The 25,006-nt window shown below is 65.0% G+C and carries 29 protein-coding genes, 1 tRNA gene and 1 pseudogene; 14 read left to right on the forward strand and 17 right to left on the reverse strand.

Translation table 11 applies throughout. From position 1 onward, the window contains the following. Positions 1-44 precede the first annotated feature (44 nt). From ACQY78_RS02905 to ACQY78_RS02915, 3 genes are read left to right on the forward strand one after another with little or no spacing between them, the layout of a single operon-like run. Positions 45-1,445, forward strand: coding sequence for a sensor histidine kinase (locus tag ACQY78_RS02905; RefSeq protein WP_428682575.1), 1,401 nt, complete (start codon positions 45-47; stop codon positions 1,443-1,445). A gap of 9 nt (positions 1,446-1,454) precedes the next feature. Continuing rightward, positions 1,455-1,895: a response regulator gene (locus ACQY78_RS02910; RefSeq protein WP_428682577.1), complete on the forward strand. Its 441-nt coding sequence runs from the start codon at positions 1,455-1,457 to the stop codon at positions 1,893-1,895. Positions 1,896-1,897: 2 nt separating this feature from the next. Continuing rightward, the gene (locus ACQY78_RS02915; protein WP_428682579.1) at positions 1,898-2,932 is read left to right on the forward strand and encodes a sensor histidine kinase; all 1,035 of its coding nucleotides are present in this window, start codon (positions 1,898-1,900) and stop codon (positions 2,930-2,932) included. 27 nt (positions 2,933-2,959) lie between these two features. Here the strand turns inward: ACQY78_RS02915 and ACQY78_RS02920 are convergent, their stop codons facing one another. Then, positions 2,960-3,853, reverse strand: a complete 894-nt coding sequence (locus tag ACQY78_RS02920) for an NAD(P)-dependent oxidoreductase (protein WP_428682581.1) — start codon at positions 3,851-3,853, stop codon at positions 2,960-2,962. A 1-nt stretch (position 3,854) separates the two neighbouring features. Beyond that, entirely contained in the window at positions 3,855-4,184 is a 330-nt protein-coding gene (locus ACQY78_RS02925; RefSeq protein WP_428682583.1) for a DHCW motif cupin fold protein, read from the reverse strand. Between the two features lie 51 nt (positions 4,185-4,235). Between ACQY78_RS02925 and mdcA the strand changes: the two genes are divergently transcribed. From mdcA to mdcB, 6 genes are read left to right on the forward strand one after another with little or no spacing between them, the layout of a single operon-like run. Then, entirely contained in the window at positions 4,236-5,885 is a 1,650-nt protein-coding gene (mdcA, locus tag ACQY78_RS02930; RefSeq protein ID WP_428682585.1) for a malonate decarboxylase subunit alpha, read from the forward strand. 11 nt (positions 5,886-5,896) lie between these two features. Further along, positions 5,897-6,220, forward strand: coding sequence for a malonate decarboxylase acyl carrier protein (gene mdcC / locus ACQY78_RS02935; protein WP_428682587.1), 324 nt, complete (start codon positions 5,897-5,899; stop codon positions 6,218-6,220). Then, the gene (locus ACQY78_RS02940) at positions 6,217-7,095 is read left to right on the forward strand and encodes a biotin-independent malonate decarboxylase subunit beta (RefSeq protein WP_428682589.1); all 879 of its coding nucleotides are present in this window, start codon (positions 6,217-6,219) and stop codon (positions 7,093-7,095) included. The genes mdcC and ACQY78_RS02940 overlap by 4 nt, the downstream gene beginning before the upstream one ends. A gap of 3 nt (positions 7,096-7,098) precedes the next feature. Further along, the gene (locus tag ACQY78_RS02945) at positions 7,099-7,839 is read left to right on the forward strand and encodes a biotin-independent malonate decarboxylase subunit gamma (protein WP_428682591.1); all 741 of its coding nucleotides are present in this window, start codon (positions 7,099-7,101) and stop codon (positions 7,837-7,839) included. Beyond that, positions 7,836-8,471, forward strand: a complete 636-nt coding sequence (mdcG, locus tag ACQY78_RS02950; protein ID WP_428682593.1) for a malonate decarboxylase holo-[acyl-carrier-protein] synthase — start codon at positions 7,836-7,838, stop codon at positions 8,469-8,471. The genes ACQY78_RS02945 and mdcG overlap by 4 nt, the downstream gene beginning before the upstream one ends. After that, positions 8,468-9,301, forward strand: a complete 834-nt coding sequence (gene mdcB / locus ACQY78_RS02955; RefSeq protein WP_428682595.1) for a triphosphoribosyl-dephospho-CoA synthase MdcB — start codon at positions 8,468-8,470, stop codon at positions 9,299-9,301. The genes mdcG and mdcB overlap by 4 nt, the downstream gene beginning before the upstream one ends. Here the strand turns inward: mdcB and ACQY78_RS02960 are convergent. Beyond that, the gene (locus ACQY78_RS02960; RefSeq protein ID WP_428682597.1) at positions 9,298-9,921 is read right to left on the reverse strand and encodes an HAD family hydrolase; all 624 of its coding nucleotides are present in this window, start codon (positions 9,919-9,921) and stop codon (positions 9,298-9,300) included. The two genes, mdcB and ACQY78_RS02960, sit on opposite strands and share 4 nt — an antisense overlap. Positions 9,922-9,929: 8 nt before the next feature. On the opposite strand from ACQY78_RS02960, the gene ACQY78_RS02965 reads away from it, so the two are divergent. Next, positions 9,930-10,520, forward strand: coding sequence for a GNAT family N-acetyltransferase (locus ACQY78_RS02965; RefSeq protein WP_428682599.1), 591 nt, complete (start codon positions 9,930-9,932; stop codon positions 10,518-10,520). Between the two features lie 12 nt (positions 10,521-10,532). On the opposite strand, the gene ACQY78_RS02970 is transcribed toward ACQY78_RS02965, so the two are convergent. Next, positions 10,533-11,153, reverse strand: a complete 621-nt coding sequence (locus ACQY78_RS02970) for a TetR/AcrR family transcriptional regulator (RefSeq protein ID WP_428682601.1) — start codon at positions 11,151-11,153, stop codon at positions 10,533-10,535. A gap of 111 nt (positions 11,154-11,264) precedes the next feature. Between ACQY78_RS02970 and ACQY78_RS02975 the strand changes: the two genes are divergently transcribed. Further along, positions 11,265-11,891 (forward strand): LysE family translocator, encoded by a 627-nt coding sequence (locus tag ACQY78_RS02975; protein ID WP_428682603.1) that lies wholly within the window; start codon positions 11,265-11,267, stop codon positions 11,889-11,891. Positions 11,892-11,894: 3 nt separating this feature from the next. Here ACQY78_RS02975 and ACQY78_RS02980 read toward each other — a convergent pair whose 3' ends face one another. From ACQY78_RS02980 to ACQY78_RS03010, 7 genes are all read right to left on the reverse strand, one after another. Then, positions 11,895-12,311 (reverse strand): ExbD/TolR family protein, encoded by a 417-nt coding sequence (locus ACQY78_RS02980; protein ID WP_422012007.1) that lies wholly within the window; start codon positions 12,309-12,311, stop codon positions 11,895-11,897. 12 nt (positions 12,312-12,323) lie between these two features. After that, positions 12,324-13,055, reverse strand: coding sequence for a MotA/TolQ/ExbB proton channel family protein (locus ACQY78_RS02985; protein ID WP_428682606.1), 732 nt, complete (start codon positions 13,053-13,055; stop codon positions 12,324-12,326). Between the two features lie 11 nt (positions 13,056-13,066). Beyond that, positions 13,067-13,864: an energy transducer TonB gene (locus tag ACQY78_RS02990; protein WP_428682608.1), complete on the reverse strand. Its 798-nt coding sequence runs from the start codon at positions 13,862-13,864 to the stop codon at positions 13,067-13,069. Positions 13,865-13,886: 22 nt separating this feature from the next. Continuing rightward, positions 13,887-14,573 (reverse strand): PepSY-associated TM helix domain-containing protein, encoded by a 687-nt coding sequence (locus ACQY78_RS02995; RefSeq protein WP_428682610.1) that lies wholly within the window; start codon positions 14,571-14,573, stop codon positions 13,887-13,889. Beyond that, entirely contained in the window at positions 14,573-15,256 is a 684-nt protein-coding gene (locus ACQY78_RS03000) for a Fe2+-dependent dioxygenase (protein WP_428682612.1), read from the reverse strand. Before ACQY78_RS03000 ends, ACQY78_RS02995 begins: the two co-directional genes overlap by 1 nt. 21 nt (positions 15,257-15,277) lie before the next feature. Further along, entirely contained in the window at positions 15,278-17,569 is a 2,292-nt protein-coding gene (locus ACQY78_RS03005) for a TonB-dependent receptor (protein ID WP_428682614.1), read from the reverse strand. 332 nt (positions 17,570-17,901) lie between these two features. Beyond that, positions 17,902-18,852, reverse strand: a complete 951-nt coding sequence (locus tag ACQY78_RS03010) for an NAD-dependent epimerase/dehydratase family protein (RefSeq protein ID WP_428682616.1) — start codon at positions 18,850-18,852, stop codon at positions 17,902-17,904. 89 nt (positions 18,853-18,941) lie between these two features. On the opposite strand from ACQY78_RS03010, the gene ACQY78_RS03015 reads away from it, so the two are divergent. Continuing rightward, positions 18,942-19,835, forward strand: a complete 894-nt coding sequence (locus tag ACQY78_RS03015) for a LysR family transcriptional regulator (protein ID WP_428682618.1) — start codon at positions 18,942-18,944, stop codon at positions 19,833-19,835. A 45-nt stretch (positions 19,836-19,880) separates the two neighbouring features. Here ACQY78_RS03015 and ACQY78_RS03020 read toward each other — a convergent pair. From ACQY78_RS03020 to ACQY78_RS03030, 3 genes are all read right to left on the reverse strand, one after another. After that, positions 19,881-19,956: transfer RNA gene (locus ACQY78_RS03020), tRNA-Arg, on the reverse strand. Positions 19,957-20,174: 218 nt separating this feature from the next. Continuing rightward, on the reverse strand, positions 20,175-21,011 hold the full coding sequence (locus tag ACQY78_RS03025) for an aldo/keto reductase (protein WP_428682620.1): 837 nt from the start codon (positions 21,009-21,011) through the stop codon (positions 20,175-20,177). After that, positions 21,008-21,895, reverse strand: coding sequence for a hypothetical protein (locus ACQY78_RS03030; RefSeq protein ID WP_428682622.1), 888 nt, complete (start codon positions 21,893-21,895; stop codon positions 21,008-21,010). Before ACQY78_RS03030 ends, ACQY78_RS03025 begins: the two co-directional genes overlap by 4 nt. Positions 21,896-22,421: 526 nt before the next feature. Between ACQY78_RS03030 and ACQY78_RS03035 the strand changes: the two are divergent. Together ACQY78_RS03035 and ACQY78_RS03040 are read left to right on the forward strand one after the other, a co-directional pair. Next, positions 22,422-22,819 (forward strand): annotated as a pseudogene (locus ACQY78_RS03035) (IS5 family transposase); the annotation flags it as partial. Between the two features lie 156 nt (positions 22,820-22,975). Further along, positions 22,976-23,146 (forward strand): hypothetical protein, encoded by a 171-nt coding sequence (locus tag ACQY78_RS03040; RefSeq protein WP_428686555.1) that lies wholly within the window; start codon positions 22,976-22,978, stop codon positions 23,144-23,146. Here the strand turns inward: ACQY78_RS03040 and ACQY78_RS03045 are convergent. The 3 genes from ACQY78_RS03045 to ACQY78_RS03055 are packed head-to-tail and all read right to left on the reverse strand — an operon-like array spanning position 23,119 to position 24,938. Then, positions 23,119-23,610, reverse strand: a complete 492-nt coding sequence (locus tag ACQY78_RS03045; protein ID WP_428682624.1) for a class I SAM-dependent methyltransferase — start codon at positions 23,608-23,610, stop codon at positions 23,119-23,121. The genes ACQY78_RS03040 and ACQY78_RS03045 overlap by 28 nt on opposite strands. Before the next feature lie 3 nt (positions 23,611-23,613). Beyond that, positions 23,614-24,018, reverse strand: a complete 405-nt coding sequence (locus ACQY78_RS03050) for a hypothetical protein (protein ID WP_428682626.1) — start codon at positions 24,016-24,018, stop codon at positions 23,614-23,616. Then, complete coding sequence (locus tag ACQY78_RS03055) at positions 24,015-24,938, reverse strand: class I SAM-dependent methyltransferase (RefSeq protein WP_428686320.1); 924 nt, start codon at positions 24,936-24,938, stop codon at positions 24,015-24,017. The genes ACQY78_RS03050 and ACQY78_RS03055 overlap by 4 nt, the downstream gene beginning before the upstream one ends. Between the last annotated feature and the right edge of the window lie 68 nt (positions 24,939-25,006).

Below are 25,006 nucleotides of genomic sequence, written 5' to 3' on the forward strand. Positions count from 1 at the left end.
CGATCGCCTTTCTCGCCGCCGGTGTTCTCGCCCTCCTGGCTATCGTGGGCGCTTCGGTGTGGCTGTCCGTTCGCACGGCTCAACATGCAGAAGAAGCCGTCGTGGAGCGCGAGATACGCTCGTTCGCAACCAATCTCCTCGCCGCCGCCATCGACGCCGAAACCGGACAGCGAGGCTACCTGCTGACAGGCGAGGCTCGCTATCTGGCTCCGTTCGAGCGCGCCCAACCCCGTCTGCAGCAGGACATCGTCGAACTGCGCAGGCGCGTCGCCAGGGACGCTTCCCAACTCGCCGCCGTCAACGAGTTGGCAGGGGTGATCGACGCCAAGATGGCGGAACTGACCGAGACAATCGACCAGGCAAAGGGCGGCCAGCGGGACGCGGCCATCCAGACGGTGCTGTCTGATCGCGGCCGCCTGCTGATGGAGCAGGCGCGGCTCCAGCTCGCAGGCCTGATCTCGAATGCGGAAGCGCGTGTCTCGGCACGCCTGCAGGCCGTAACTGACGGCGCTGAGCTCCTGACGTGGGTGACGGCGGCGGGCAGTCTCCTGATCGTATTGTTCGCCGCCGGCGCGTCGTGGACCGTCGTGCAGTATACGCGGGAGCTCGTGGCGGCCCGGATCGAACTCCAGGCCCTGAATGCCGGGCTCGAGGAGCGGGTGGCCGAGCGCACCGAGGCCCTGACCCGCGCCAACGACGAGATCCAGCGCTTCGCCTACATCGTGAGCCACGACCTGCGTTCGCCGCTCGTCAACATCATGGGCTTCACCAGCGAACTGGAAGCCGCCATGAAATCGGTGGGTCCGTACGTGGCGGGCGACGCGACCCTCGCGAACAAGGCGCGATTGGCGACCGAGGAGGACATTCCCGAGGCCCTGCGCTTCATCCGCGCGTCGACCGGCAAGATGGACGGGCTGATCAATGCCATCCTCAAGCTCTCGCGCGAAGGACGGCGGGAGCTGCGGGCCGAACCTGTCGATCTGGTCAGCCTGTTGAAGAACGCCGCCGCCAGCGTTCGACATCAAACGGAAGAAGTCGGTGCCGAGATTGCCGTCCCCTCATCCGCCCCTGGCCTCGTGACCGACCGGCTCGCCATGGAGCAGGTCGTCGGCAACGTCGTGGACAATGCGGTGAAGTATCTCGCGCGCGACCGGCCGGGACGCATCGTGATCACCACGGGCGAAACGGCGCGGCGGGTGCATATCGACATCACGGACAATGGCCGCGGTATCGCCGAACAGGACCACGAGCGCATCTTCGAGCTGTTCCGGCGGGCGGGTGCGCAGGACCGGCCCGGCGAGGGAATCGGCCTGGCGCATGTCCGCGCTCTGGTGCGCCGGCTGGGTGGCGACATTACGGTGCAGTCCGAACTTGGGCGCGGTACAACCTTTCGGATAGATTTGCCGCGAAGGCTGAGACTCAACGAAAACTCAACGACAAGGTAGAGGCTGCGAATGAACGCAAAGCCCGTTTCCATCGTCATGGTCGAAGACGACGAAGGCCATGCCCGGCTGATCGAGCGGAACATCCGCCGCGCCGGCGTCAACAACGAGATCGTCGCGTTCAGGGACGGCACCTCGGCGCTGGCCTATCTGCTCGGGGCCGACGGGACCGGCGAGGAAAACAGCACCCGGTCGCTGCTCATCCTGCTCGACCTCAACCTGCCCGACATGACCGGCGTGGATATCCTCGCGAAGGTCAAATCGAACACGCATCTCAAGCGCTCGCCCGTCATCGTGCTTACGACGACCGACGACCAGCGCGAGATCAAGCGCTGCTACGACCTCGGCGCCAACGTCTACATCACCAAGCCGGTGAACTACGAAAGCTTCGCCAACGCCATCCAGCAGCTCGGCCTCTTCCTCTCCGTGATGCAGGTCCCGGCCACCGACTGAAGATGGAACAGGTCAGGGTCCTCTACATCGACGACGACGCGGGTATAGGCAGGCTGGTGGAGCGTGCGCTGGCACCGCACGGCATCGGGATCCGGCATGTCAGTTCGGGCGACGAAGGGCTCGCGCTCCTGGCCAGTGAGAAGTTCGACGCCATCGCCCTCGATCACAATCTGACCAACGAGACGGGTCTCGACGTGCTGGCCAAGATCCAGCGCGTCACCGTCGACCTGCCGGTGGTCTACGTGACCGGGTCCGAAGATGCGCGCGTCGCCGTGGCCGCGCTCAAGGCCGGCGCCGCCGACTATGTCTGGAAGGACGTACAGGGCCACTTCCGCGAGCTGCTCGGGTCGGCCATCCGGTCCTCCCTGCAGCAGCAGCGGCTGAAGGCCGAGGCGGAGGAAGCCCAGCGCACGATCCGCGAGGCCCGCGACCGCGCCGAACTGCTGCTGCACGAGGTCAATCACCGCGTCGCCAACTCGCTGGCGCTGGTCGCTTCGCTTGCCCGCCTCCAGGCCAACGCCGTCCAGGACGAATCGGCGCGCAGCGCCCTCTTGGAAATGCAGGCGCGCATCATGGCGGTCGCCGGCATCCACCGGCGCCTCTACACCTCGTCCGATGTCCGGATCGTCGAACTCGGCTCCTACCTGATGAGCCTGATCGACGAGTTGAGCGCCGCCATCGACGCCGCCGACAAGAAGAACACCGTGGTCCTGCATGCCGATGCCGACATCCGTGTGCCCACCGACAAGGCTGTCTCAATTGGCGTGATCGTCACCGAACTGCTGACCAACGCCTACAAGTACGCCTATCCTGCCGCGATGCGCGGCGAGATCCGGGTGATTCTCCAGAAGATCGGCGAAGACACCGTCTCGCTCGCGGTGGAGGATGACGGCGTGGGCTGGAAAGGCTCCGGAGCGGCGCAGGGCACCGGCCTGGGAACGCGCGTCGTCACTGCGATGGCCGCCAACCTCCAGTCCAAGCTCGAGTACGACACCGGTGTCGAAGGCACGCGCGCCAGCCTGCGGTTCAGGCTTTAGGACCGCGCTTCGAAGCGGCCTGGTGGCCTAGGCCCCCGACTTGCCGGTCGCGTCCTCGATGGCCTTGAGCAGGACGGGCCAGTATTCCTCGCCATGTCCCAGTTCGACGGCGCGCTCCATCACTTCACGCGCCACGTCGGCGCCCAGCGCCGGCACGCCCGCCTGCTCGGCCATGTCGATGGCATAACTCAGGTCCTTCAGCGCGTATTTGGTCGAGAAGGCGCGCTCGGGAAAGACGCCGGGCAGCAGCGCCTTCATGCCGTGGTTGCGCAGCGCGAAGGAATCGGCCGACCCCTTTGTCAGGGTCTCGAACAGGACCTTGCCGTCGACCCCGTTGGCACGGGCGATCGACAGTCCCTCGGCCAGCGCCACCACCGTCTGGAACAGGATCATATTGTTCAGGATCTTGACCGTCTGGCCTGCGCCGACATCGCCGCAATGCGTGACTTCGCTGGCCATGTGGCGCAGCAGCGGCGCGATGCGCTCGAAGGTGGGCGTCGTCGCGCCGACCATGATGGAGAGCGTGCCGTCGATCGCGGCCTGCCGCGTGCGCGCGACCGGCGCATCGGCGAAGGCCGAGGCCTTGCCCTGGAACTCCTCGTAGAGCCTTCGCGCCAGGATCGGCGGCGCCGTGCTGAGATCGACCACGGTCCAGCCGAGCTTGGCCTTCGAGGTCAGGCCACCGGGCCCCATGCAGACTTCCTCGACCTCCTTGCCGCCCGGCAGGGAAAGGAAGATCGTGCGGCAGGTCTCGCCGATCTCGTCGACCGAGGCGGCCTTCACGCCGTCGGCCGCCAGCCTCTCGAGGGGCGCCTTGTCGCGGTCGGCGGCGAGCACGGTCATGCCGCTCTTGCACGCGAGATTGCGGCACATCGGTTCGCCCATCGTGCCGACGCCGATAAATCCGATCATGTCCGTCATGTCAGTCCACTATGAAGAGCTTGGCGCCGGTCGCCGTGCTCGACCGGTGACCGAGCGTGTTGTCGGCGACCTGGTAACTCTGGCCCTGTTTAAGCTCGACGGTGCTGCCGTCGGCCAGCTCGGTCGACAGCTCGCCCTCGAGCACCAGCAGGATGTGGCCCTTCTGGCACCAGTGATCGGCGAGATAGCCGGGCGTATACTCGACGATCCGCACGCGGATGTTGTTGAAAGTCCTGGTGCGCCAGAACGCCTTGCCCGTCTCGCCCGGATGTTCGGTACGCTCGACGGATTCCCAATCGGTCTTCCCGAAGGGTATTTCAAACATAAGCATGGTTCGCTCTAGCACATTGACCGGCAACGACAGATAGACGAAAAACACAACATGATCACTGCAAAAACGGCGAAGCGCCGCCAGAACAAGGCCGAGCGCATCGCGCGTGTCGGCAAGCTGGCCCGCGGCAAGTTCGTAAGTCCCGACAAGGTGCCCGAGGTGCTGCGCCGGATCATCGAACCCGGCGACATTCTTTGCCTCGAAGGCGACAACCAGAAGCAGGCGGACTTTCTCGCCAACCAGCTCGCCACCCTCGACAAGAAGGATATGCGCGACATCCACCTCGTGATGTCGTGCATCACGCTGCCGGCCCATATCGAGCTCTTCAAGAAGGGCATGATCAAGCAGGTCGACTTCTGCTACGCCGGCCCGCAGGGCACCGCCGTCGCCGATCTCGTGAAGGCGAAGAAGTTCCCGGTCGGCGCCATCCACACCTACAACGAGCTGTACGCCCGCTACTACATCGACCTGACGCCGCGCGTGGCGCTGATCGCCGCCGCCCAGGCCGACCGCAAGGGCAACCTCTTCCTCGCCGCCAACACCGAGGAGACGCCGGCGATCGTCGAGCCGACCGCCTTCTCCGACGGCATCGTCTTCGCGCAGGTCAACGAGATCGTCGATAAGCTGCCGCGCATCGACATCCCGGCCGACCAGGTCGACTTCGTCGTGCAGGCCCCCTACCCGATGCATCTGCAGGCGCTGTTCACGCGCGATCCGGCGGCCATCACCGACGTGCAGGTGCTGATGGCCATGGTGGCGCTGCGCGGCATCTACGAGAAGTACGAGGTCCAGTCGCTGAACCATGGCGTCGGCTTCAACACCGCCGCCATCGAGCTGCTGCTGCCGACCTACGGCGAGCGGCTCGGCCTCAAGGGCAAGATCTGCAAGTACTGGATGGTCAATCCGCTGCCGACCATGATTCCCGCCATCGAGTCCGGCTGGGTCGAGAGCGTCTTCGCGGTCGGAGGCGAGGTCGGCATGGAGCGCTACACCGCCGCGCGCTCGGACGTTTTCTTCACTGGCCGCGACGGCAGCTTCCACTCCAATCGCGCCATGGGCCAGCTCGCCGGCCATTACGCCATCGACATGTTCATAGGCGCCTCGCTGCAGATCGACATCAACGGAAACTCCTCGACCGTCTCCAAGAACCGCATCACCGGCTTCGGCGGCGCACCCAACATGGGCTGCCAGCCGACCGGCCGGCGCCACCCGACCAAGGCCTGGCTCAAGGCCGGTGCGGAGGCCAACCCGGGCCCCGGCTCGCCGCCCGGCCGCAAGCTCGTCGTGCAGATGGTCGAGACCTTCCAGGCCGGCCGCGTGCCGACCTTCGTCGAGGAACTCGACGCGACGGACCCGAGCATCCGCAAGGCGCTGCACGGCGTCACACCCGTGATGATCTACGGCGATGACGTCACCCACATCGTCACCGAGGAAGGCATCGCGAACCTCGCGGCCTGCCGCTCGGTCGCCGAACGCCAGGCGGCCATTCGCGCGGTCGCCGGCTACACGCCGGTCGGCCTCAAGCGCAAGAAGCGCGAGACCGAGGACCTGCGCGCCCGCGGCATCGTCCAGTTGCCCGAGGATGTCGGCGTGCGCCCCTCGGAGGCAAGCCGCAGCCTGCTGGCCACGCAGGACATCAAGGGCCTCGTGCGCTGGTCGAACGGGCTCTACGACCCGCCCTCGCAATTCGTCGACTGGTAGGACCGATCAGCATGGAAAAGTTCACCAAGTCTTTCCCGTCCAAACCACTCGGGACGAAGACCGCCAAGCCATGGTCGCTCGCGGGCGTCGTGGGCTCCGGCAATCTCGAAGTCCTGATGGAGCGTGGCGGCAAGCCCTCCGACGCGATGGAGTGCCACGTCGAGACCTCGATCCCCGGCTACAAGGCCTCGTGGCTCGCGGCCCTCGCCGACTTCGCGCACCATTATCCGGCCGGCGGCGCAAAGGTCACGATCAACGACCAGGGCGCCCCGCCCGTGCTCGTCAATCTGCGCCTGCGCCAGGCCTATGACCATCTCACCAAGGGCGACAAATGACCGGCGCCACTCTTTTCCATGAACTGACCGCGCGCCAGCGCATCGCAGCCCTCGTCGACGCGGGCTCCTTTGCGGAGCTGTTGCCGCCGCCGGAACGACTCACCAGCCCCTACCTCGCGCAACTCGGCATCCCGGTGTCGTTCGACGATGGCATCGTGATCGGCCGCGCCAGGATCGACGGCAAGAAGGTTTACCTCGCAGCCCAGGTCGGACAGTTCGTCGGCGGCGCCGTCGGCGAAATCCACGGCGCCAAGCTCACGGGCCTGTTCAAGGCCGCCGCGCGCGACAAGGTACCGTGCGTCCTGGTCATCGAGAGCGGCGGCGTGCGCCTGCACGAAGGCTCGTCCGGCGAGATCGCCATTGCCGAGACGATGCGCGCGATCTTCGAATGCCGCGCCCTGAAGGTCCCGACCATTGCCGTCATCGCCACCGATATCGGCGCCTATGGCGGCATCGGCATCCTGTCGACCTGCTGCGACTTCCGCGTCATGACCGAGCATGGACGCCTCGGCATCTCCGGCCCGATCGTGATCGAGAAGTGGATGGGCAAGAAGGCCTACGACTCCTCCAATCGCGCCCTGGTCTGGAAGACGAGCGGCGGGAAGACCAAGTACCTGCTGGGCGACGCCGACGCCCTGGTGCACGACACGGCCGCCGCCGTGCGCGACGGCATCTCCAGGTTCCTCGGCAAGTCGAGCGCGGTCAGCCTCGCTGCCGTCAAGGCGCGCCAGAAGGAACTGGCGAAGCGGCTGAAGAAGTTCGGCGCAGCGACCGATCCCGACGCCGTCTGGAAGGGCATGGGCGTGCGCAACATCCAAGCCGCGTCGCTGGCCTCCGGGCCGGAATTCGTCGCCCTCGCCAAGCGTGGGAAGTAGGTCATGAAGAAGCCGACACCGAAGAAACCGTCCGCCCGCGCCGTCCTGGCGCGCCTGTTCGGCGCCTCCGCCACGGGCATCGCCATCGAGAAATCCGTCCTGACGGGCTACGCCATGGTCGACGGCCGCAAGGTCTGTGTCATCGGCACCTGCGATGGCACCTACATCGACAACGAAGCCGCGCTGCGCCTGGCCGCGCACGTGATCCAGTGCATCGAACGCCAGCCCAAGACGCCGATCGTCATGCTGGTGGACAGCGCCGGCCAGGAGCCGAACCGCGTCGCCGAGATGCTGGGCCTCGCGAGCTACTTCGGCCATCTCCTCTCGTGCCTCCAACTGGCCCGGCGCAAGGGCCACAAGCTCATCACCGTCGCGACCGGCCAGGCCGTCGGCGGCGCCTTCCTCTGCTACGGCATGTTCGCGGATCGCATCTACGCCCTCGACTCGGCCAGCGTCGGCCTGATGCCGATCGCGGCGATGTCGGCGGTGACCAAGATCCCCGCCCCGGTCCTGGAGAAGCTGTCGAAGACCATGCCGTCGCTCGAATTCGGCGCCGCGCCCTTCGCCTTGCTGGGCGGCGTCGAGGAAGTCTGGTCGGAGAAGGACGACATCCCGGCCAAGCTCGCGAACGCCATCGCGACATCGACGACCGACGACAATCGCGCCGAGCTCGGCAAGAAGCGCGGCGGCCGCAAGCTCGCCCTCGACATCCGAAAGAAGGTCCTCGCCGAATCGGCGCGATGACCTGGCTCCGGCGCCATACGCTGGTCTGGCTGTCGCAGGCGCCCGAGGCGGAGACCGACGAAGATCGCGCCCGGGCGGCGGCCTGGCAGATGTCCGGTCGTCCCTTCATCGTGACGCGCCGCCGCGACGATGGCCGCGATATCGGACTGGGCTTCTGCACCACCGATCCGGCCCATCCCGAACTGCGGCCGCGCCGCGTGGCGGCACGGACCGATCCTGGTCGGATCGTTCGAGACGCCCGTCCGCCCGGCCTCGCGGAAATCGCGCGCTGTCCCGCCGCGACGGCAAAGGCGAACTCCTTTTCCCGACTGATCTCGGCGGCAGCCTCCGCCGGCGTCGACATCCGCGTCTACGGAAGCTGGATGTGGCAGGCCCTGACCGGCGAGCGTCATGTTCACGAGGCCTCCGATCTCGACGTGGTGATCGACGTCGCCGACCTCGATGCTGCCGGTCGCGCGGCCGCCTTCCTCGCGGCCGCGGAGCAGGACCTCACCTTTCGCATCGACGGCGAACTGTCCTTCCCTGGCGTCGGCGAGGTTCAATGGCGCGAACTTCTCCAGGACAAGGTCGAAGTCCTCCTGAAGTCCGTCGACACGCTGAAGCTCGTGCCACGCTCCCAGATCGGACGATGAGGTTGGACGACCAGGCGATTGCCCGCGCCGCGGTCACGGCGATGCGCGACGAGCTGCAGGCCTATCCCAAGCCCGGCCTGGTCAGTCCGGTCGATTCCGGCGCTCACGCCGACATGGATTTCGACCTGATGTGCCGGTCGGCCGACTCGCTGCTGTCCCCCTTCGTAGCTCTTGCCGCGGCAGGCCGCGCCGGGCGCTCGTTCGACCAGAGCCTCATCCCAATCGGGATTGAGGCCGAGCGCGGCATGCTGGCCGTCACCGGCGGCGTCAACACGCATCGCGGCGCAATCTTCTCCGTCGGCCTGATCGTCGCCGCCATCGCCCGAGCGCTGGCGCTCTCCCCCGTGATTTCTCCCGCCGCCGTTCGCGCGGCGCTCACGGAGACATGGGGCGACGCGCTCGACGCTCATGCCGAACGCGATCACGAGGCGAGCCACGGCGGCCTCGTGCGCCGCCGGACCGGCCGCGACGGCGCTCGCCGCGAGGCTGCCCGTGCCTTTCCCAGCGTCTTCGAACTAGGTGTTCCCGCCTATCGCCGTGCCCTGCAGGCCGGCCTCGACGACAACGCCGCGAGCATCCACACCCTGTTCGCCCTGATGTCGTCGATCGACGACACCACGGTGCTCTATCGCGGCGGCCTGGAGGCAGGCTCCTTCGTGCGCCAGTCGGCGGCAGACTTCCTTTTCGACGGTGGCTGTCACCGGCCCGACTGGTTCGAAAAAGCGGAAGCGCTGCACCGCGCCTTCATCGCGCGCAATCTCTCGGCCGGCGGCTGCGCCGACCTGCTGGCCTGCACACTCCTCGTCTCGCGCTGCTGCGGCGACGCCTAGCCCCAGCCCGCCAGCGCGCGTTCGAGACTCTCCGGCCCGCGATAGAGCATGGCGCGCCAGCCGGCCATGCGGGCCCCGTCGACGTTGCTGGTCTTGTCGTCGACGAACAGGATCGACTGGGCGACGGTGACGCCCATGCGGGCCTGCGCGTTGGTGTAGAAGACGCGCTCCGGTTTGCAGACGCCCAGCGCCGCCGAATAGACGATCTCGTCGAAATGCGCGCCCAGTCCCATCCGGTCGCGCAGATAGGCGATGCGATGATGCTCCTGATTGGTCGCCGCAAAGACCCGGCCGCCGGTGCGCTGGCGCCAGGCATCGGCCTGGGCCAGCACGCCGCGGTCGATGTCGGAGTCCTTCTCGAACCAGTAGGCGACGAACTCCTCGAGCCGGTCGGCCAGGCCCTTGGTCTCGAAATACTCGTGCAGCGCTACGTAGAGGTCGAGCCGGCCGCGCAGGACCTCCATGAATTCCGGCTTCAGGAAGAACTCCGGCGCCAGCTCCTCGTCATGGCTGAGACCCCAGTCTTCCTTGAGGGTCGTGTACCAGGGGTGAGGCGAGCCCGGCTGGGCGAGGGAAACGACGCCATCGATATCGAGGACGAGGACGGGGCTGGAAGTCATGCGGCGGCATGCTACAGCACCCGCCGTCCGAAAAGGAAAGTCCGTTGCAGCTCCTCGTCCCCGACCTCGCCCATCTCGACGGCTATGCCGACGCGCTTCGCCGCGGCTGGTCGCCCGACAATGTGCGCGTCGACGAAGCGCCGCGCGAGGAGCTGGCCCGGATCGCGGCCGATCCGGCAGCCTTCGTGGCCTCGCTGGACGATCCCGAAGCCAGGGGCGGCCCGATCACCCTGCCCGACGGCTCGAAAGTGCCGCGCATGCCCGGCTACCGGCGCTGGATGTGGGACGGCGAGTTCTGCGGCTCGATCGGCTTTCGCTGGCAGCCGGGGACGTCGACCCTGCCCTCGCACGTTCTCGGCCATATCGGCTACGCCGTGGTGCCGTGGAAGCGTCAGCGCGGTTACGCGACCCTGGCGCTCGGGATGCTCCTGAAGGAGATCCGGCGGCACGGGTTGCCCCATGTCGACCTGACGACCGATCCCGACAACCTGAGCTCGCAGAAGGTCATCACGGCCAATGGCGGCGTCCTCGTGGGGCGCTTCACCAATGTCGCGGCCCATGGCGGCACCGAAGCGCTGCTGTTCCGCATCGGTCTCTGAGCGTCGATCGGCTCAGGGTCGCGCGAGGCGCACGACCGTTTCCGCCATCGCTGCCAGGGTGGCCAGGCCCCGCGCCTTCAGCGCCTTGGACGAATCGCCGCCCCCGATCTCGCCTTCGAGCACCAGGGTGATGAACCCGTGCATGGTGGCCCAGGCGAAATCGGCAGCCTGCTGGCGTACCTCGTCCGATGCCTCGGCGAGCACGTCGTCGAGAACGGCCGCCAGCAGGGGGCGGAGGCTCGCTGCGCCCTCGTCTCCCGCCTTGGCCTCGATGTGGTTGGCCTCGCGACTGAACATGAGCTGAAACAACGTCGGGTTGGCGGCGGCGAAGGCCATGTAGCCCACGCCAAGCCCGACCAGCCGCGATGCCGGCTCGTCTTCTGCCACGCGTTCGGCTTCCGTCGTCATGGAGGCCGTCAGCTCCGCGAAACCGCGGCGCACCAGTTCGGCCAGCAGATCGTCCATCGAGGCGAAATGATGGGCGGGCGCCGCATGCGAGACTTCGGCGCGCCGCGCGCATTCACGCAAGGTGAAGCCGCGAATGCCCTTTTCCTCGACGAGCTTGCGGCCTGAAGCCACCAGCGCCTCGCGCAAGTCTCCGTGATGATAGCCTCGCGCCTTGGACCGAGTCATTCAGCCTCCATCAAGATCGAATACCTCGCAATCTTGACGTTGGAAAGAGGCCAAATTTCGGCTGACGCCCGCTTTGCGGCATGGCTTGATCGCGCCATCCATGGAGTTGTCATGACCTTCGAAACCTGGGCCGCCTTCGCTGCGGCGTCGAGCGTTCTTCTGGTGATCCCAGGCCCGACCGTCCTGCTGGTCGTGTCCTATGCACTGGGCCAGGGCTGGCGGACCGCGCTGCCCATGGCGATCGGCGTCGCCCTGGGAGACTTCACCGCCATGACGCTCTCGATGCTCGGATTGGGCGCCCTGCTGGCAACCTCGGCCACGCTGTTCACGATCCTGAAGTGGGTCGGCGCCGCTTACCTCGTCTATCTCGGCATCAAGCTCTGGCGCGCCGGCGGCACGCTCGACACCGCGCCGCGGACCGATGCGGTTTCGGCCGCGAAGATGCTGGGTCATGCCTGGCTGGTGACCGCCCTCAACCCGAAGAGCATCACCTTCTTCGTGGCCTTCCTGCCGGCCTTCCTCGATCCGAAGGCGGACTTCCTGACCCAGATGCTGGTGTTCGAGACGACGTTCATTGTACTGGCCTTCGCCAATGCCTTCGGCTACGCGCTGGTCGCCTCGCGGGCGCGGCGGCTGGCCTCTAACCCGCGCGCCATCGGCGTCGTCAACAAGGTGGGCGGCGGCCTGCTGGTCAGCGCCGGCGTGGCAACCGTCAGCCTCGCCGGAACCCGCAGCTAGGCTTCAGCGCGCCGGTTCGCTGACGAAGGCGATCTTGGAGAGGCCGCCCTTGGAGGCATCGGCCAGGGTCTCGGAGACGTAGCGGTAGGGCACGGTGGCGTCGGCGCGGAGATAGACTTCCGGCTGCGGCCGCTTGCGGCCGGCCTCGACGAACTTCTCCATCGCCTCCTCGCGCGTCACCCGCTCGCCGCCCCAGAACAGCGAGCCCTGGGCGTCGATCGCGAACTCGATCTTCTCCGGTTTCTGCAGGTCGGCGTTGGCCGTCGCCTTGGGCAGGTCGAGCTTCACCACGTTGGTGAGCAGCGGCGCGGTCACGATGAAGATGACCAGCAGCACCAGCACCACGTCGATCAGCGGCACCATGTTGATCTCGGCCATCGGCTGGGACGAGGTCTTGCGTTCGAAACTTCCGAATGCCATTGCCCGTCTCCCTCAGGTCACGGCCGCGAGCGGAACGCTGCCCGGCTTGCGGCCGGCCTGCAGCGCGCGGCCCATCGACAGGAAGGTCAGCAGCTCGAAGGCGAAGGCGTCCAGCTTGGCCGTCAGCACGCGGTTGGAGCGGGTCAGCCAGTTGTAGCCCATGACCGCCGGCAGGGCGACCGCGAGGCCAATGCCGGTCATGATCAGCGCCTCGCCCACCGGGCCCGCCACCTTGTCGAGCATGCCGGAGCCCGACATGCCGATCGCCACCAGCGCGTGATAGACGCCCCACACCGTGCCGAACAGGCCCACGAACGGCGCCGTGGCGCCGATCGTCGCCAGCATGGTGAGGCCGTTCTCCAGCGAGGTTGTCTCCTCGTCGAGCACCTTCTTGATGGTGCGCGTCAGGAACTCGGTCTCGCTGCCCGCCTCCTCGAGCTTGGCCGCGCCGAACTTAGCGTGATGCGCCTGGGCGTGCAGCGAATGCGCCGTCAGATGGCCGAACGGCTCGCGCACCCCGTGGACGCTGAGTTCGTTCTGCACCTGCTCGAGCGAGGTGGCGCTCCAGAAGAAGTTCAGGAACCGGCGGCTGCGCCCCTGGCGGATGACCTGCCCGATCCCCTTGTAGATGATCAGGTACCAGGAGATCGCCGACATCACTGCCAGAACGCCCAGCAGGATCTTCGCGACGATGTCCGCCTGCGCGATGAAATGGCCGAAGCCCAGGGCCGATGCGTCGCCCATGCGATACTCTCCTACTGCAACACGAATTTGATCGGAACGTGGACCCAGACCGCCTGCGCCAGGCCGCCTTCCACATAGGGTCGGAACTGCGCCGCGCGGACGGCACTCAGCGCCGCCTGGTCGAGATCGGCATGGCCCGAGGAGGACATCAGCGAGACCTGGGCCGGCCGGCCGGTCACGTCGACCAGCACGCGGATCGTCGCCGTGCCCTGCTCGCCCGCCCGCCGCGCCCGCGCCGGATAGGCCGGATTGGGTTGCACCAGCCAGCCGAGCTGCGCGGCCTGCACCGTGCGCGGCGCCGCCGGCGCCGCGGGCGCGGCCTGTTGCGGGCCCGCCTCGACCGGAGCCGCCGGACGCGCCGGCTGCGGCTTGCGCTGCACCGGTTTCGGCTCGGGCGGCTTGGGCTTGGGCTCGACCTTCTCCGGCGGTTTGAATTCGGGCGGCGGCGGTTCGTCGGGTGGCGGCAGCTCGACCTTGGCCAGCGGGAATTCCGGCGGCGGCAGGTCGGGCGGCGGCGGCTCGACGATGGTCGCCAGCTCCGGCGGCGGCGGCTTCAGCTCGACCGGCGGCGGCGGTTCGGAGTCCTCGATCTCGGGCTGGGCCGGCTCCGCCGCCGGCACCATGCGCACTTCCATCGGCGCGATGTCGCCCACCACCAGCTTCACCGGCTCGACCTGCGTCAGCGCCCAGCCTCCTCCCACGTGGAAAAAGATCACCAGCGCGAGGATCCCCCGCCGCGCCGCTGTCGACAGCGGCTCGCGTGACGGGCCCGGCGGACCGGGCTCCACGAAGGGCGGACTTGAGGACACGGGATTTACCACGGCTTCGCCCCTACAATTGGAGCGGACTGACGGCAAGCGCCACCGTGGTAGCCACGGCGACGGCGAAAATCGTGATGCCGACCGCGCGCTTGCGGTGGCTTTCCCACCACAGGACGACGCCGCTGATCGACAGGAAGATCATGCTGCCGGCCAGCGTATCGATCAACAGGATCCACGGCACCGGCATGGTCGTGCCCTTGTGCAGGTTGGTCAGGGTGGCGACGAACCCGTTCTGCGTCGTCCGCACCGAAAGCGACTTGTTGCCGACCCAGTATTCCGCCTGGACCAGGTGGTTGGGGCCGCCGAAATTCAGCATCCAGCGCTCGGGTTGTTGCAGGGGGCGGGCATTGCCTTCTCCGCCCCTTTCGCCCCACGGCACGGGCCGGGCGCGCTCGACACGCGCCGTGCTGGGGCCGCGATCGAGCTTCAACGTCTGCTGCAGCCAGACGCCCATCGCCTCGATGTTCTGCGGCCGCGGGTCGGGCAATTCGAGTTGGGCATTGATCTGCTGCTGGTCGGGCAAGGACAGCTTCATGGTGCTGCGGTGATTGAGCCAGATGCCGCTGAACCCGAACAGGAGACCGAGCAACGCACCCCACAGGCCGAACCACCCGTGCGTCTTGCGCACCCAGCGCACGAACGTGAGCCGGCGATTGACCTTGCCGGCCTTTCCAGCCACGGCGGCGGTCACGGACATCAGGTCTCGCTCCATTGCCGCACGAGATTGTGGTAGCAGCCGATCAGCGACCGTCGCGCCGCCTCGTCCGCGTTGGTCTCGTTCAGGCGCTGAATGGCGTTGTCCATGTCGTGCAGCAGAGACCTCTGCATGTCGTCGCGGATCAAGCTCTGCGTCCAGAAGAAGCAGGCCATCCGCACGCCGCGCGTGATCGGCGCCACCGAGTGCAGGCTGGTCGCGGGATAGACGACCATGTCGCCGGCCGCCAGCTTGACGCTGTGCTGGCCGTAGGTGTCCTGGATCTGCAACTCGCCGCCGTCATAGTCTTCCGGATTGGTGAGGAACAGCGTCGCCGACACGTCGGTCCGCAGCTTGCGGCCGTTGTGCGGGTTGATGCGCACGCTGCCGTCGACATGCGCGCCGAACCTCATGCCTTCGCCGTAGCGGTTGAACATCGGCGGGTAGATCTCGTTCGGCAGCACGGCGCTGATGAAGAGCGGATGGACCTCCAGCGCCGCGCCGACGATGCGCTGGCACGCGACCGCCGTTTCAGACCGTTCGTCGATCTGCTGGTTGAACTTCACGGGCGCCCCCTGGTAGCCGGCGGTCACGCGACCGTCGACCCAGGCGTTGGAGCGCTCGAGACGCTCGCGCAGACTGACGAGCTGCGCGGCGTTGAGGACTTGGGGAACACAGACCAGCATGACGGGCGGCGGCTTCCGTCATCACAGGCGGTAGTTGAGCGTGATCATGCCTGTCGTGCCGGACCCCATGACCGCACGACCGCCGTCCGATGCGATGACACCGTCGTAGTAGACCGAGTTGAACAGATTGTAGACGTTCAGGCGCACGTCATAGGTGGGCTGCTTGTAAGCCGCCGTCAGGTCGAAGCGGGCGTAGGCCGGTACGACCACCGTGTTGGCGTTGTTGGCGTAGCGCTGGCCGACATAGAACATGCCACCCCCGATCTCGTAGGTCTCCTTGAACGTGTAGGTCGTCCAGAGGTTCGCGGAGTCCGTAGGCGTATTGAGCGGCACCTTGCCGGTCGTGTTGCCGAGGCCGTTCTGGTAGCTCAGTCCCTGCAGGATGACGCCGTTGAGATAGGCGTAGCCGCCGAACACCTGCCATTCCGGCGTGATGCGGCCGGCGAAGCCGACGCGGCCACCGCTCACCTGCACGTTGCCGCTCGGCGAATAGGTCCCGTCCGGATTCTGCGTGCGCGCGTTGTTCTTGACGATCGAGAACACGGCGGCGTTGAGCGACAAGTTGGCGTTCAGCAGCTCGTACTTGACGCCTGCCTCCACGCCCTTGTTGTTCTCGGGCGGCAGGTACGACCCGCCGGTCGTCGAGGTGAGCTGCTCGAGCGACGGATTGAACGAGGTGCTGTACGACACGTAGTAGGACTGGGCCGGTGTCGGCTCGAAGATGACGCCGGCTCGAACGCTGAGGAAGCTGTCGGGTTGATACTGGTACGGGACCGCCGTGCTGCCGGCCGTGTTTCCGCTGTTGATCGAATTGCTGATCGACGCGGCGTAGTAATCCCAGCGCAGGCCGCCGACGAGCTTCACCTGCGGCAGGAGCTGGATCGTGTCGTTGAAGTAGAAGCCGGCGCCCCAGGCCTGCGAGGAGGCATAGTTGCCAAGCGTTGTTGCAACGTTACCGGGCGTGCTGGCGCCGACCGTATAGCCTGCGGGGGTGCAGCCGACCGATCCGGTCGGGAGTGCCACGCCGTTGCACGTGCCGGTGCGGCTGAACGCCTGGTTGGTATAGGATTCGTAATTGATATCGATGCCCATCAGCAGCGTGTGTCCGACACTTCCCGTGTTGAACTTTGCCGTGAGCTCGGTCTGGTTCTCGACCGTCATATCGTTGATGGTCCGGTCGCGGCTGAGCTGGCGGATCCAGAGATTTCCGAGCGGTGCCGCACTGTAGTAGACATTGTTCGGGCCCTGCTGCGCGCCGACGAAGCCACCATTGGCACCGAGGGTTCCAACGAAGCCGCCGGACGTTTCACGAACGGCGGTGTTCACCCACACGAACTCCGTCTGGTTCCGAAGGTTGAGGTCCGGGGAAAACTTGTGCTCGATCAAACTCTGGAGGTTGACCACGTCCTGTTCGGTGTAGTCGTCGCTGAAGCCCCACGCCGTGTTGCGCGGCGCATTCAGGGGATAGCCGTTCAGATTGGGCACGCCGTAGTTCACCTGGTCCTTGCGGTGCATCAAGTAGGCACTCAGCGTGACCTCGGTCGGCGTACCGATGCCGAGCTTGACCGTCGGCGCGAGACCGAAGTCGAGCACGTTTGTCTGGTCGACCGTTGAGGCCTTGCCGGCCTGGAACATCGCCGACACACGGGCCGCATTGTTCTCGCCGAACGGCGTGTTGACGTCGGCGGTGCTACGCACCAATCCGTTCGTCGTCGCCTGGACGCTCACTTCGGTCGCCTGCTTCTGGAACGGCTTCTTGGTCACCTGGTTGATGACGCCGCCGGTCGAGCCGCGGCCGAACAGCATCGAGGACGGGCCCATCAGCACCTCGACCTGCTCCAGCGCGAACACATCGCGATAGTACTGGCCGCGGTCGCGCATGCCGTCGAGATAGATGTCGGTGCGGGCGGAAAAGCCGTTGATGTTGATGTTGGTGCCAATGTTGCCGCCTTCGGCCGAACCGATGGTGACGCCCGGCGCGTTGCGCACGGCATCCTCCAGCCGGGTAACGCCCTGCGACTGCATCAGGGCCCGGTTGATGACGACCACCGACTGCGGCACGTCCATCAGGTTGGCGGCGCCCAGCCGGTTGATCGAGGCGCGGGTCGTCTGGAAGTCCTCGCTGGGACGGCTGCCGGTGACCGTCACCGTCTGCATCGTCGCCGGGGCGGTGGACGGTGCGGCGGGCTGGTTCTCGGTGGAAGGCGTGGCTGGCGCGGGGGCTGGCGTCTGGGCGGGGTCCTGCTGGGCCATGGCGCTCGGAGCCACCAGCAACCCAACCAATGCCGTCTTAACCGGTACGCGCTTTGCCATGACTTCTCCCCAGAAGCTTACTCGTCTCCCCCGCCGAATGCGGAGAATGCGAGTTATTATCACGGAAGAAAAATGGCACTGAGAATGAATCGCATCCTTTCTCGGGAAGCAGCCTTGCAAGAATACGACACATGGACTGCATTACTTCCGGAGCGATGACTTGCCGAACCTTCGACCCCCCTGCGGTGGCTATCAAATGTGAGCTGAAGCCTGTTGCAGTCACTTTTGAAGAAAGCGAAAGGCTCCTCACTTCGTTCGGGATGACAGCGTTTTCTGCAACGACGCAAGGCGCCACTGCCTCACGCGCGATAGCCCTCCACCCTGGCAGGCCGCTAGATGCATCCGAGAGCAGCCAGGGTCGACGCCACCGCCTCCTTCAGACCGGTCCGAGGCTCCGCGCCAAGGGCCGCCTCGAGCTTCGCGTTGCGCAGTCGGATCGGCTGCTCCCAAAGGTACCTCATCTCCATGAGTTCCCTCAGCAGCGGCACGAACGGCGCGGCGAGGCGCATCGGGAGCCATGGCAACCGCCGGACGGGCACTTCGGGGTCCCCCAACACGCGGCGAATGGCATCCGTCATTGCTGTGCCATCGGGGTCCCACTGTCCCTCCATGTGGAAGGTCGCAAAGGGATCGAGCCTGTCATTCCCGATCAGCCTGAGCATCGTCTCTGCGACGTCGGGCAGATAGGCCCACTGATGGCCGACACCGCGCCTGCCGGGATAGGTGATCGCCCGCGGGCGCCCGCCAGGCTTGACCAGCCCCTGACTGAACCAATTATTGGCGGCCCCGGGTCCGAAGAAATCCCCGGCGCGAACGATCAGCACCCTGGCCCTGCCCCCCTCGGCGGCCCGCCGCAGCCGGCGCTCCATCTCCACGCGGATGCGTCCCTTGCGCGTGTGCGCGTTCTGCGGCGCGTCCTCTGGAATGTCGGGAAAGGCGTCAGGCCCATAATTGTACACGGTGCCCGGCAGAAGAATGAGAGCGCCGGCCGCCTCGGCGGCAGAGACGCTGTTGTCGAGCATCGGCAGCACCAGTCTGTCCCAGTCGCGGTAGCCGGGTGGATTGACCGCGTGCACGATCAATGACGCTCCCCGCGCGGCCGCCGCCACGTCGGCCGCGGCGAGGGCATCCCCTCTGATCCACTCAAATCGCGCGTCCGCTCCGGCGCGTGTCGGATTGCGATGCAGCGCACGGACACGCCAGCCCGCTGACAACAGCCGGGCCGCCATCTCGCTGCCGATACCGCCGGTCACCCCGAGCACCAAGGCCGTCCTGCTTTCCATGTCAGCTCCATCTTTCGACAGGGGCAGGATCGTGCGTTCGATGGATCAACGAAATTGCCGAATTGCCTTCATATGCTATACGAAAATAGATGAACTCCTTGCCCAGCTGGGACGTCTACCGGACCTTCGAGGCCGTCCTTCGGGAAGGGTCACTCTCGGGCGCGGCGCGGGCCCTTCAGCTGACCCAGCCCAGCGTCGCGCGCCATATCGATGCACTCGAGAAGGCGATCGGCGTCACGCTGTTCATGCGGACACCTCGTGGCCTGTCGCCAACCGATGCCGCGCTGGAATTGAAGCCTTTCGCCGAACTGCTCGCTTCGACCTCCGCGGCGCTCCTGCGCACGGCAGAAGGCCGCCTGGGCGAGGTCCGTGGAACGGTGCGGATCAGTGCCAGCGAGGTCGTTGGAATCGAGCATCTGCCCGCGATCCTGACCCGGCTGCGTCGAAGACATCCCGCACTCACCATCGAGTTGTCGCTCTCCAACGCGCTCGACGATCTCCTCCAGCGCAAGGCCGATATCGCGATCCGAATGGTCCGGCCCGAACAGAAGGCGCTGGTCGCGAAGCGCATCGGCTTCATTCAGGTGGGTCTGCACGCGCATCGTGACTATCTCGCGCGGCGCGGCGTTCCCGCGAGCATGGATGATCTGCGGGACCACGATCTGATCGGGTATGACGCGGAGACGCCGGCAATCCGGGCGATCGCCCAGAAATATCCCGCGCTCGATCGCGGAGCCTTCGCCCTGCGGGTAGACAGCGATGTTGCGCAACTTTCGGCGATCCGAGCGGGCTTTGGGGTCGGCATCTGCCAGGTGCCGATCGCCGCCTCCGAGTCCGATCTCGTGCGGGTGCTACCTCGCGCATTCACCGTTAATCTCGAGACCTGGATCGCGATGCACGAAGATCTCCGCAGCAGCGCGCGCTGCCGCGCCGTATTCGATGCGCTCGCCGAAGAACTGATGCCGCTCGTGCAGGGCAACTGAAGCAGGCGCGATACAGGCTCGCGGGAGGACGGAGAAATCCTCTTTTGGCGCACCCGGCTGGATTCGAACCAGCGGCCTACCGCTTAGAAGGCGGTTGCTCTATCCACTGAGCTACGGGCGCTTTGCCAATCAGATCAACGACTTGCAGGCTCTTGGCCTTTGGCCGCTCCGGCTTGTCAGGGACTCGGTTCCCATTTCTCTCCGGCGCAATATCCATAGCACACCTCGAAAATGCCCGGCAGTACACCTGCACTTCTCATCGAGAGTTCTTCTGGCGCCCCGCTAGCGCACCCACACCTGATCTCCATGGGGAACCCTGACACCCATCCAGATTGGCATTTATCGACTGCACGATTTCCAGTTGGCAACGTTGGCGGCCAGATGGTCGGCACCGAACATGGAGCAGACGAGTGCGTCGCATCGGCAGGCTTCGCCGAGCGCCGGGAGAAGCCCAGCGAGCGTCACGAGAGAGTTCCCGGCTTCGGCTTGTTGGCGCATGAAGGTGAAAGGCGAATGCGCTATGAACCGCACACTGCGCCACTCCGACGGCAACGAGAGCAACTGATGACTGACCGGCACCTGCACCACTGCGTCAGCCAGTAGCTCCTTGGCGCTCAGACATGCTAGTCCCTTCAGAAGATCGCCTTCCACCGAGAAGCCAAAGCGCCGGATTATACCGGCTCGTTGCAGTTCCCTGAACCAGGCGCCGACCTCCTCAAGTCCCGGTCGGTCCGAGGAGAAATTATGCAGGAGGAGATCGTCGATGTAAGACACGCCGAGTTCTGCGAGGCTTGTCTTGAGGCTGCCGGCCAGCTCAGCGATATCGTAGGTTTGCGCGGGCTGTAGCGCATCCGAGCTGGCAATCCGCCGCACTTGCGCCTTGAGCCCAGGAGCAAGCGTAAGTGCCCAACGTGCTGTCGACTTGGCCAACCTGAGTAGGTGAGAATTGCGTACCGGCAGGATGCCGCATTTAGTAACGAGGCGGATGTCCTCGCGCCTATGTTTCCCAAGCACGGTGCCCACGACACCCTCGGCCTCGCCCCATCCATACGAACGGGCGGTGTCGAAATGCCGGATGCCGGCCGCATGCGCGCGTTCCAGTGCTTCGCTGCCGGTCCGCCGGGAGATACGGCCCATGATTCCGGCCGTACCGAAGCCCAGCGCAGGAACAGTCATTGGTAGCGCAATTGAAGCATGAGACGGTCGCCGCTCTCGGGCGCGATGGCCTTATGATAACATGAGGCGTCTTCGAGGAAGCCAAAGCCGGCGGGTCCTTCAAGCGTGCGCACGGCGTCGCGACCGTAAGCCTCGAATGCCTCGGCATCGTTGAGGCGGGCGATTCCCAACAGGTGGCCGAGCCGCTTACGCCGGCTGCTACCGGTGATCAGCGAATGAGCACCGTTCTGCGCCGTCGTATCGAGCAGATAAAAATTGGCATACATGAAGTTAAAGCCATCGACATCATAGTGAAAATCGATTGTTTGATATGCCGCGCGCCGTTGATCGGCGGAAAGCTGATTGGCCAAACTCCAGAAAAACCAGATCGATACCTGGCGCGGTCGGTACCCGAGAAACAGCGACGCGGCGGTGTAAAGGAACGCGTCGCTTGCGATTGCACGGATCAAAGGCAGTTTCGACGAGTCTTCGACTGTCGCAATCGCGATCTTCTCGCGCGACAGCGTAGAGTAAGTTCCAACTGTCTTGTCGTCGACGTGAAGGGGCAGTTTTTGCGCTTCGTCCTGGAGCATTGCCAGCGCCGCGCTGTCGAGTTGCGGTCCAAGCGAATAGGACTTGACCTTCATCTCCTCGACCTGCTCCGCCGGGCTTCGAGAGGGAAGCACGTGACCGGAGTACGCGACATCCACGGCAGTAGTGGCAGGCTTATAGAGGTCGCCGATCAGTAAGGGCGGGGTTTGGACAACGAAATCCTTAAGACCTTTCAGACCTGAATAAGCATCGCGGATGATCGCGAAGCGTCCCAGCAAATAATGCGGCCGGCGCAACACCAAGAAGATCAATCGCTTGGTGCGCTCGAAAATTTGGGAGGCGAAGACTGCCATTTCGGTTGCTGTAGGCACTCGCGCCCTCAGGCGAACGCCGTGTGGGCGCGCCTATCCGGAGGCTGTGTCGAAGACCGGCACAACCCTACCCTACCGATAACCGAACTTGTCTGGTCTGTGGCCGGCAGGCAAATCTCCAAAAGAGGCGTGACGATAGACGCGATTATCTTGAGGACCATTTTGCGCATGACACTACTGTAACCCGGTCTTGAAACGAAGAAAAAGGGCCGGTTGGCGTCGGGCCATTCTCGGTTCGCCCCTCGCGAGGCTTGAGCGCGCAATGGGGCTCACTCGCGAGCTGTGGTGGTAGTTCCGGCTCGTCTATCGCAGGCGCGCTATCACAAGATCAGGTACCCGAAGTCGCCGTTAGCGGCGATGCGATGTCATGTGGCATTTCACAAGCACGCAGCAGCCAGGAGGCCCGCGCCGCGCTCAAACCGCTCTGCGCAGAACTAGGCTGTGGTGACAATTTGAGGATTCCCTTGGGAAGGCAGTTCTGATTCAACGCTGGCTTTAGGAGGCTGGCGTGGAAGGCGAAGCGTTAAGAGACGATCAGTGGGCACGACTGGAGCGGTTCGTGCCTGGCGGTCGCAAGGGGAAGCGCGGTCCCCGCAGTGATGGTCGTCGTTTTCTGGATGCGGTGTTGTGGCTGGCACGCTCTGGGGCCCGCTGGCGTGATCTCCCGGAGGACCGGTTTGGTCCCTACCAGACGGCCAAGCGGCGTTACTATCGATGGATCGAGGCCGGTGTCTTTGATCGGATCTTCGAAGCCGTCGCGGCCGATCGCGATCTGGAATGGCTCTCGATCGACGCCACCGTGATACGCGCCAATGCGCAAGCCGCGAGCGGGCGGCGTAAAAGGGGGGACCGCAAGCCCAGGCTCTCGGCCGCTCGCGCGGGGGCTTCGGCAGCAAGCTCCACGCGGTACGCCGGTACCAAGCAGCGCTGGCGGGCCTTCAGGTAGGGCTTCCAGTAGCTGCTCGCCGTGTTGCGGACGTTCGTGACGTCGGCCTTGATTTTATAGAAGGGCGGCGCCGGGAAGCCCCCGCGCATCAGCGCGATGTCCCGCACGATGGTTCGTTGTCAGGCCGCTTGCCAGGGCGCGCCATCTGCGATGTCAGCCAGCAGCTCGTCCATGTCGTTCAGTCCAAGCGCGCCGACCTTGCCGCGCACGACACCGGCGCCGCCGGGCGCGATCGCCAGCAGGACGTGCCGATATCGAGTTACGAAGCTCGCATCGGGAAGGCATAGGAGCTTCTCGCCCTTCTCGCTGCACTGAGCCGACGCTTCACGTCCGGCACGATGATGCGAAGTACCCCGTCAGGACGGAGGACGCGATGCCAGTCGGCGAGAACCCGTGGAATGTCCTGCCGGAAGTCAAGATGCTCGACGACGTGCTCGGCCAGCATACGTGCCACCGAGCCGTCGGCCAGGGGCAGAGGATGACGTATGTCGAGGCAGAATGTTGTGTCGTGATGCCGTCGCAACTCGACGTTGATCCAGCCCGGCAACCCTTTCCCGCCGCTTCCTAGGTTTACAGATAGGTCTTTCCGCTCTCGAAGCTTGCGGACCTTTCCCTGGTGGCTCGGGTTAATGGCATTCAGCGCACGCGTGCAGAGAGCCAGCAATTCGTAGCGTAGAATGTCGAAAGTTCTGCGATTAATAGGCAAAGCAGGAATAACGACTGCGCCTATTCTACTCTTTAGTATTGCCATCGCCTAGCTTCTGAGAATCGCAAGGGAGAACACTCCGGCAAACGCCATGAGACCACCTGTCGCTGGCGAGGCGCCGGTGACGCGAAAACGCAGCCGCATATGCTGCTTTCGCAACTCCGAGAGATATTTCGGGTCGCTCGTCCTACCTGGGTATTCGTAATTGCCCGGCAGACTTTCAATATTGAGCATAGCTCTCCACCATCCCCAGAAAGCGGCGAGGACGACGCCCCAGATAATAGCGACTTCAATTAATGAAGCAGTCTCATGAGCTTGCCGAAACCCAATCTCTAGGGAGGCCAGCAAAAAGCCTCCAGTTACGCCTCTTTCGAGACCTTCCATAAGGATGCGCGGAGAACAACATCGCCTCAGCTGTACGGCGGCTTCCATATTGGTAATCAGCTTTGTCAAGCGATCGATTTCCGAGCAGTGCAAAAAACACTATCGGCAGCGTGCGCCATTGGCGGCAATAGCCGACTCAGCTGACGTAGAGCCTCCGATGCGAGCAGGATCGGCTTATGGCGAGCCTGCATATACTTCATGTCAACCCACTGCCAACCAAGCCCAAAGAAGCAATCAACACTCACTTTGGTGGGACCGATCGCCGTCTCGAAAGCCTTCCGCAACTCGCCAATCGGCCAATATCGGACTTCGAACATGATAGGCTCGCGAAAGCCTCGCTTTGCCTGATGTTGCAGACTCCGTAAGCCGATCCGATTGGCCATCTGGATCCTTGCGAGTCCATCCGACGTCAGAACCCGACTCGTCTCAGACAAAGCCCGACGGGCATCTTCCTTCGAGAAGTGTTGTAGAACGCTATAGGAATGGACCACTTTAAAGCTCTCGCGTGCGAAGGGTAGCCATCGGCCATCCCCGACCACATAATGGATGTCATAACCCAGCTCTCGGGCCACGCGCCGGGCCGCCATTGCCGCGCCGAGTGAGGGGTCAATTCCGACGACGTTGTAACCGGCGCGGGTCGCAGCCATGCACCATCGTCCCCAGTTGCAGCCGATGTCGAGTAGCGTCCGCCCCTCCCCCGGTGGGAGATCGATGCGGGGGATGGGATACTCAGTCAACTTATCGTTGCCAGTCAGATGTGCGTATGCGTTCCCGGAGGTGCCACTGACTAACAGTGAAACCGCAGGGTCGATGTGACCGATACGGTTCCGCACGAGCTCGACGAGCCTTGCCTTCTCCTCCTCGCTGATGCCTAAGGTCTCTAAGTAGAATTCCGGTGCGCGGCCGTCCACGACCTCGAGATTTCCGTTGGCTCGCTCGATCGACAACCCGGCGATTCCCATGGTCTGCACTTTATCCGGAAGCAGCATCACCGGCAGACCTTCAACCACAGGATAAGAGCGTCCAGCCGAAGTGGTTAGAGCGGTTCCATTCCATG

It is taken from the genome of Reyranella sp., from assembly GCF_965279625.1.
Lineage (GTDB): Bacteria > Pseudomonadota > Alphaproteobacteria > Reyranellales > Reyranellaceae > Reyranella.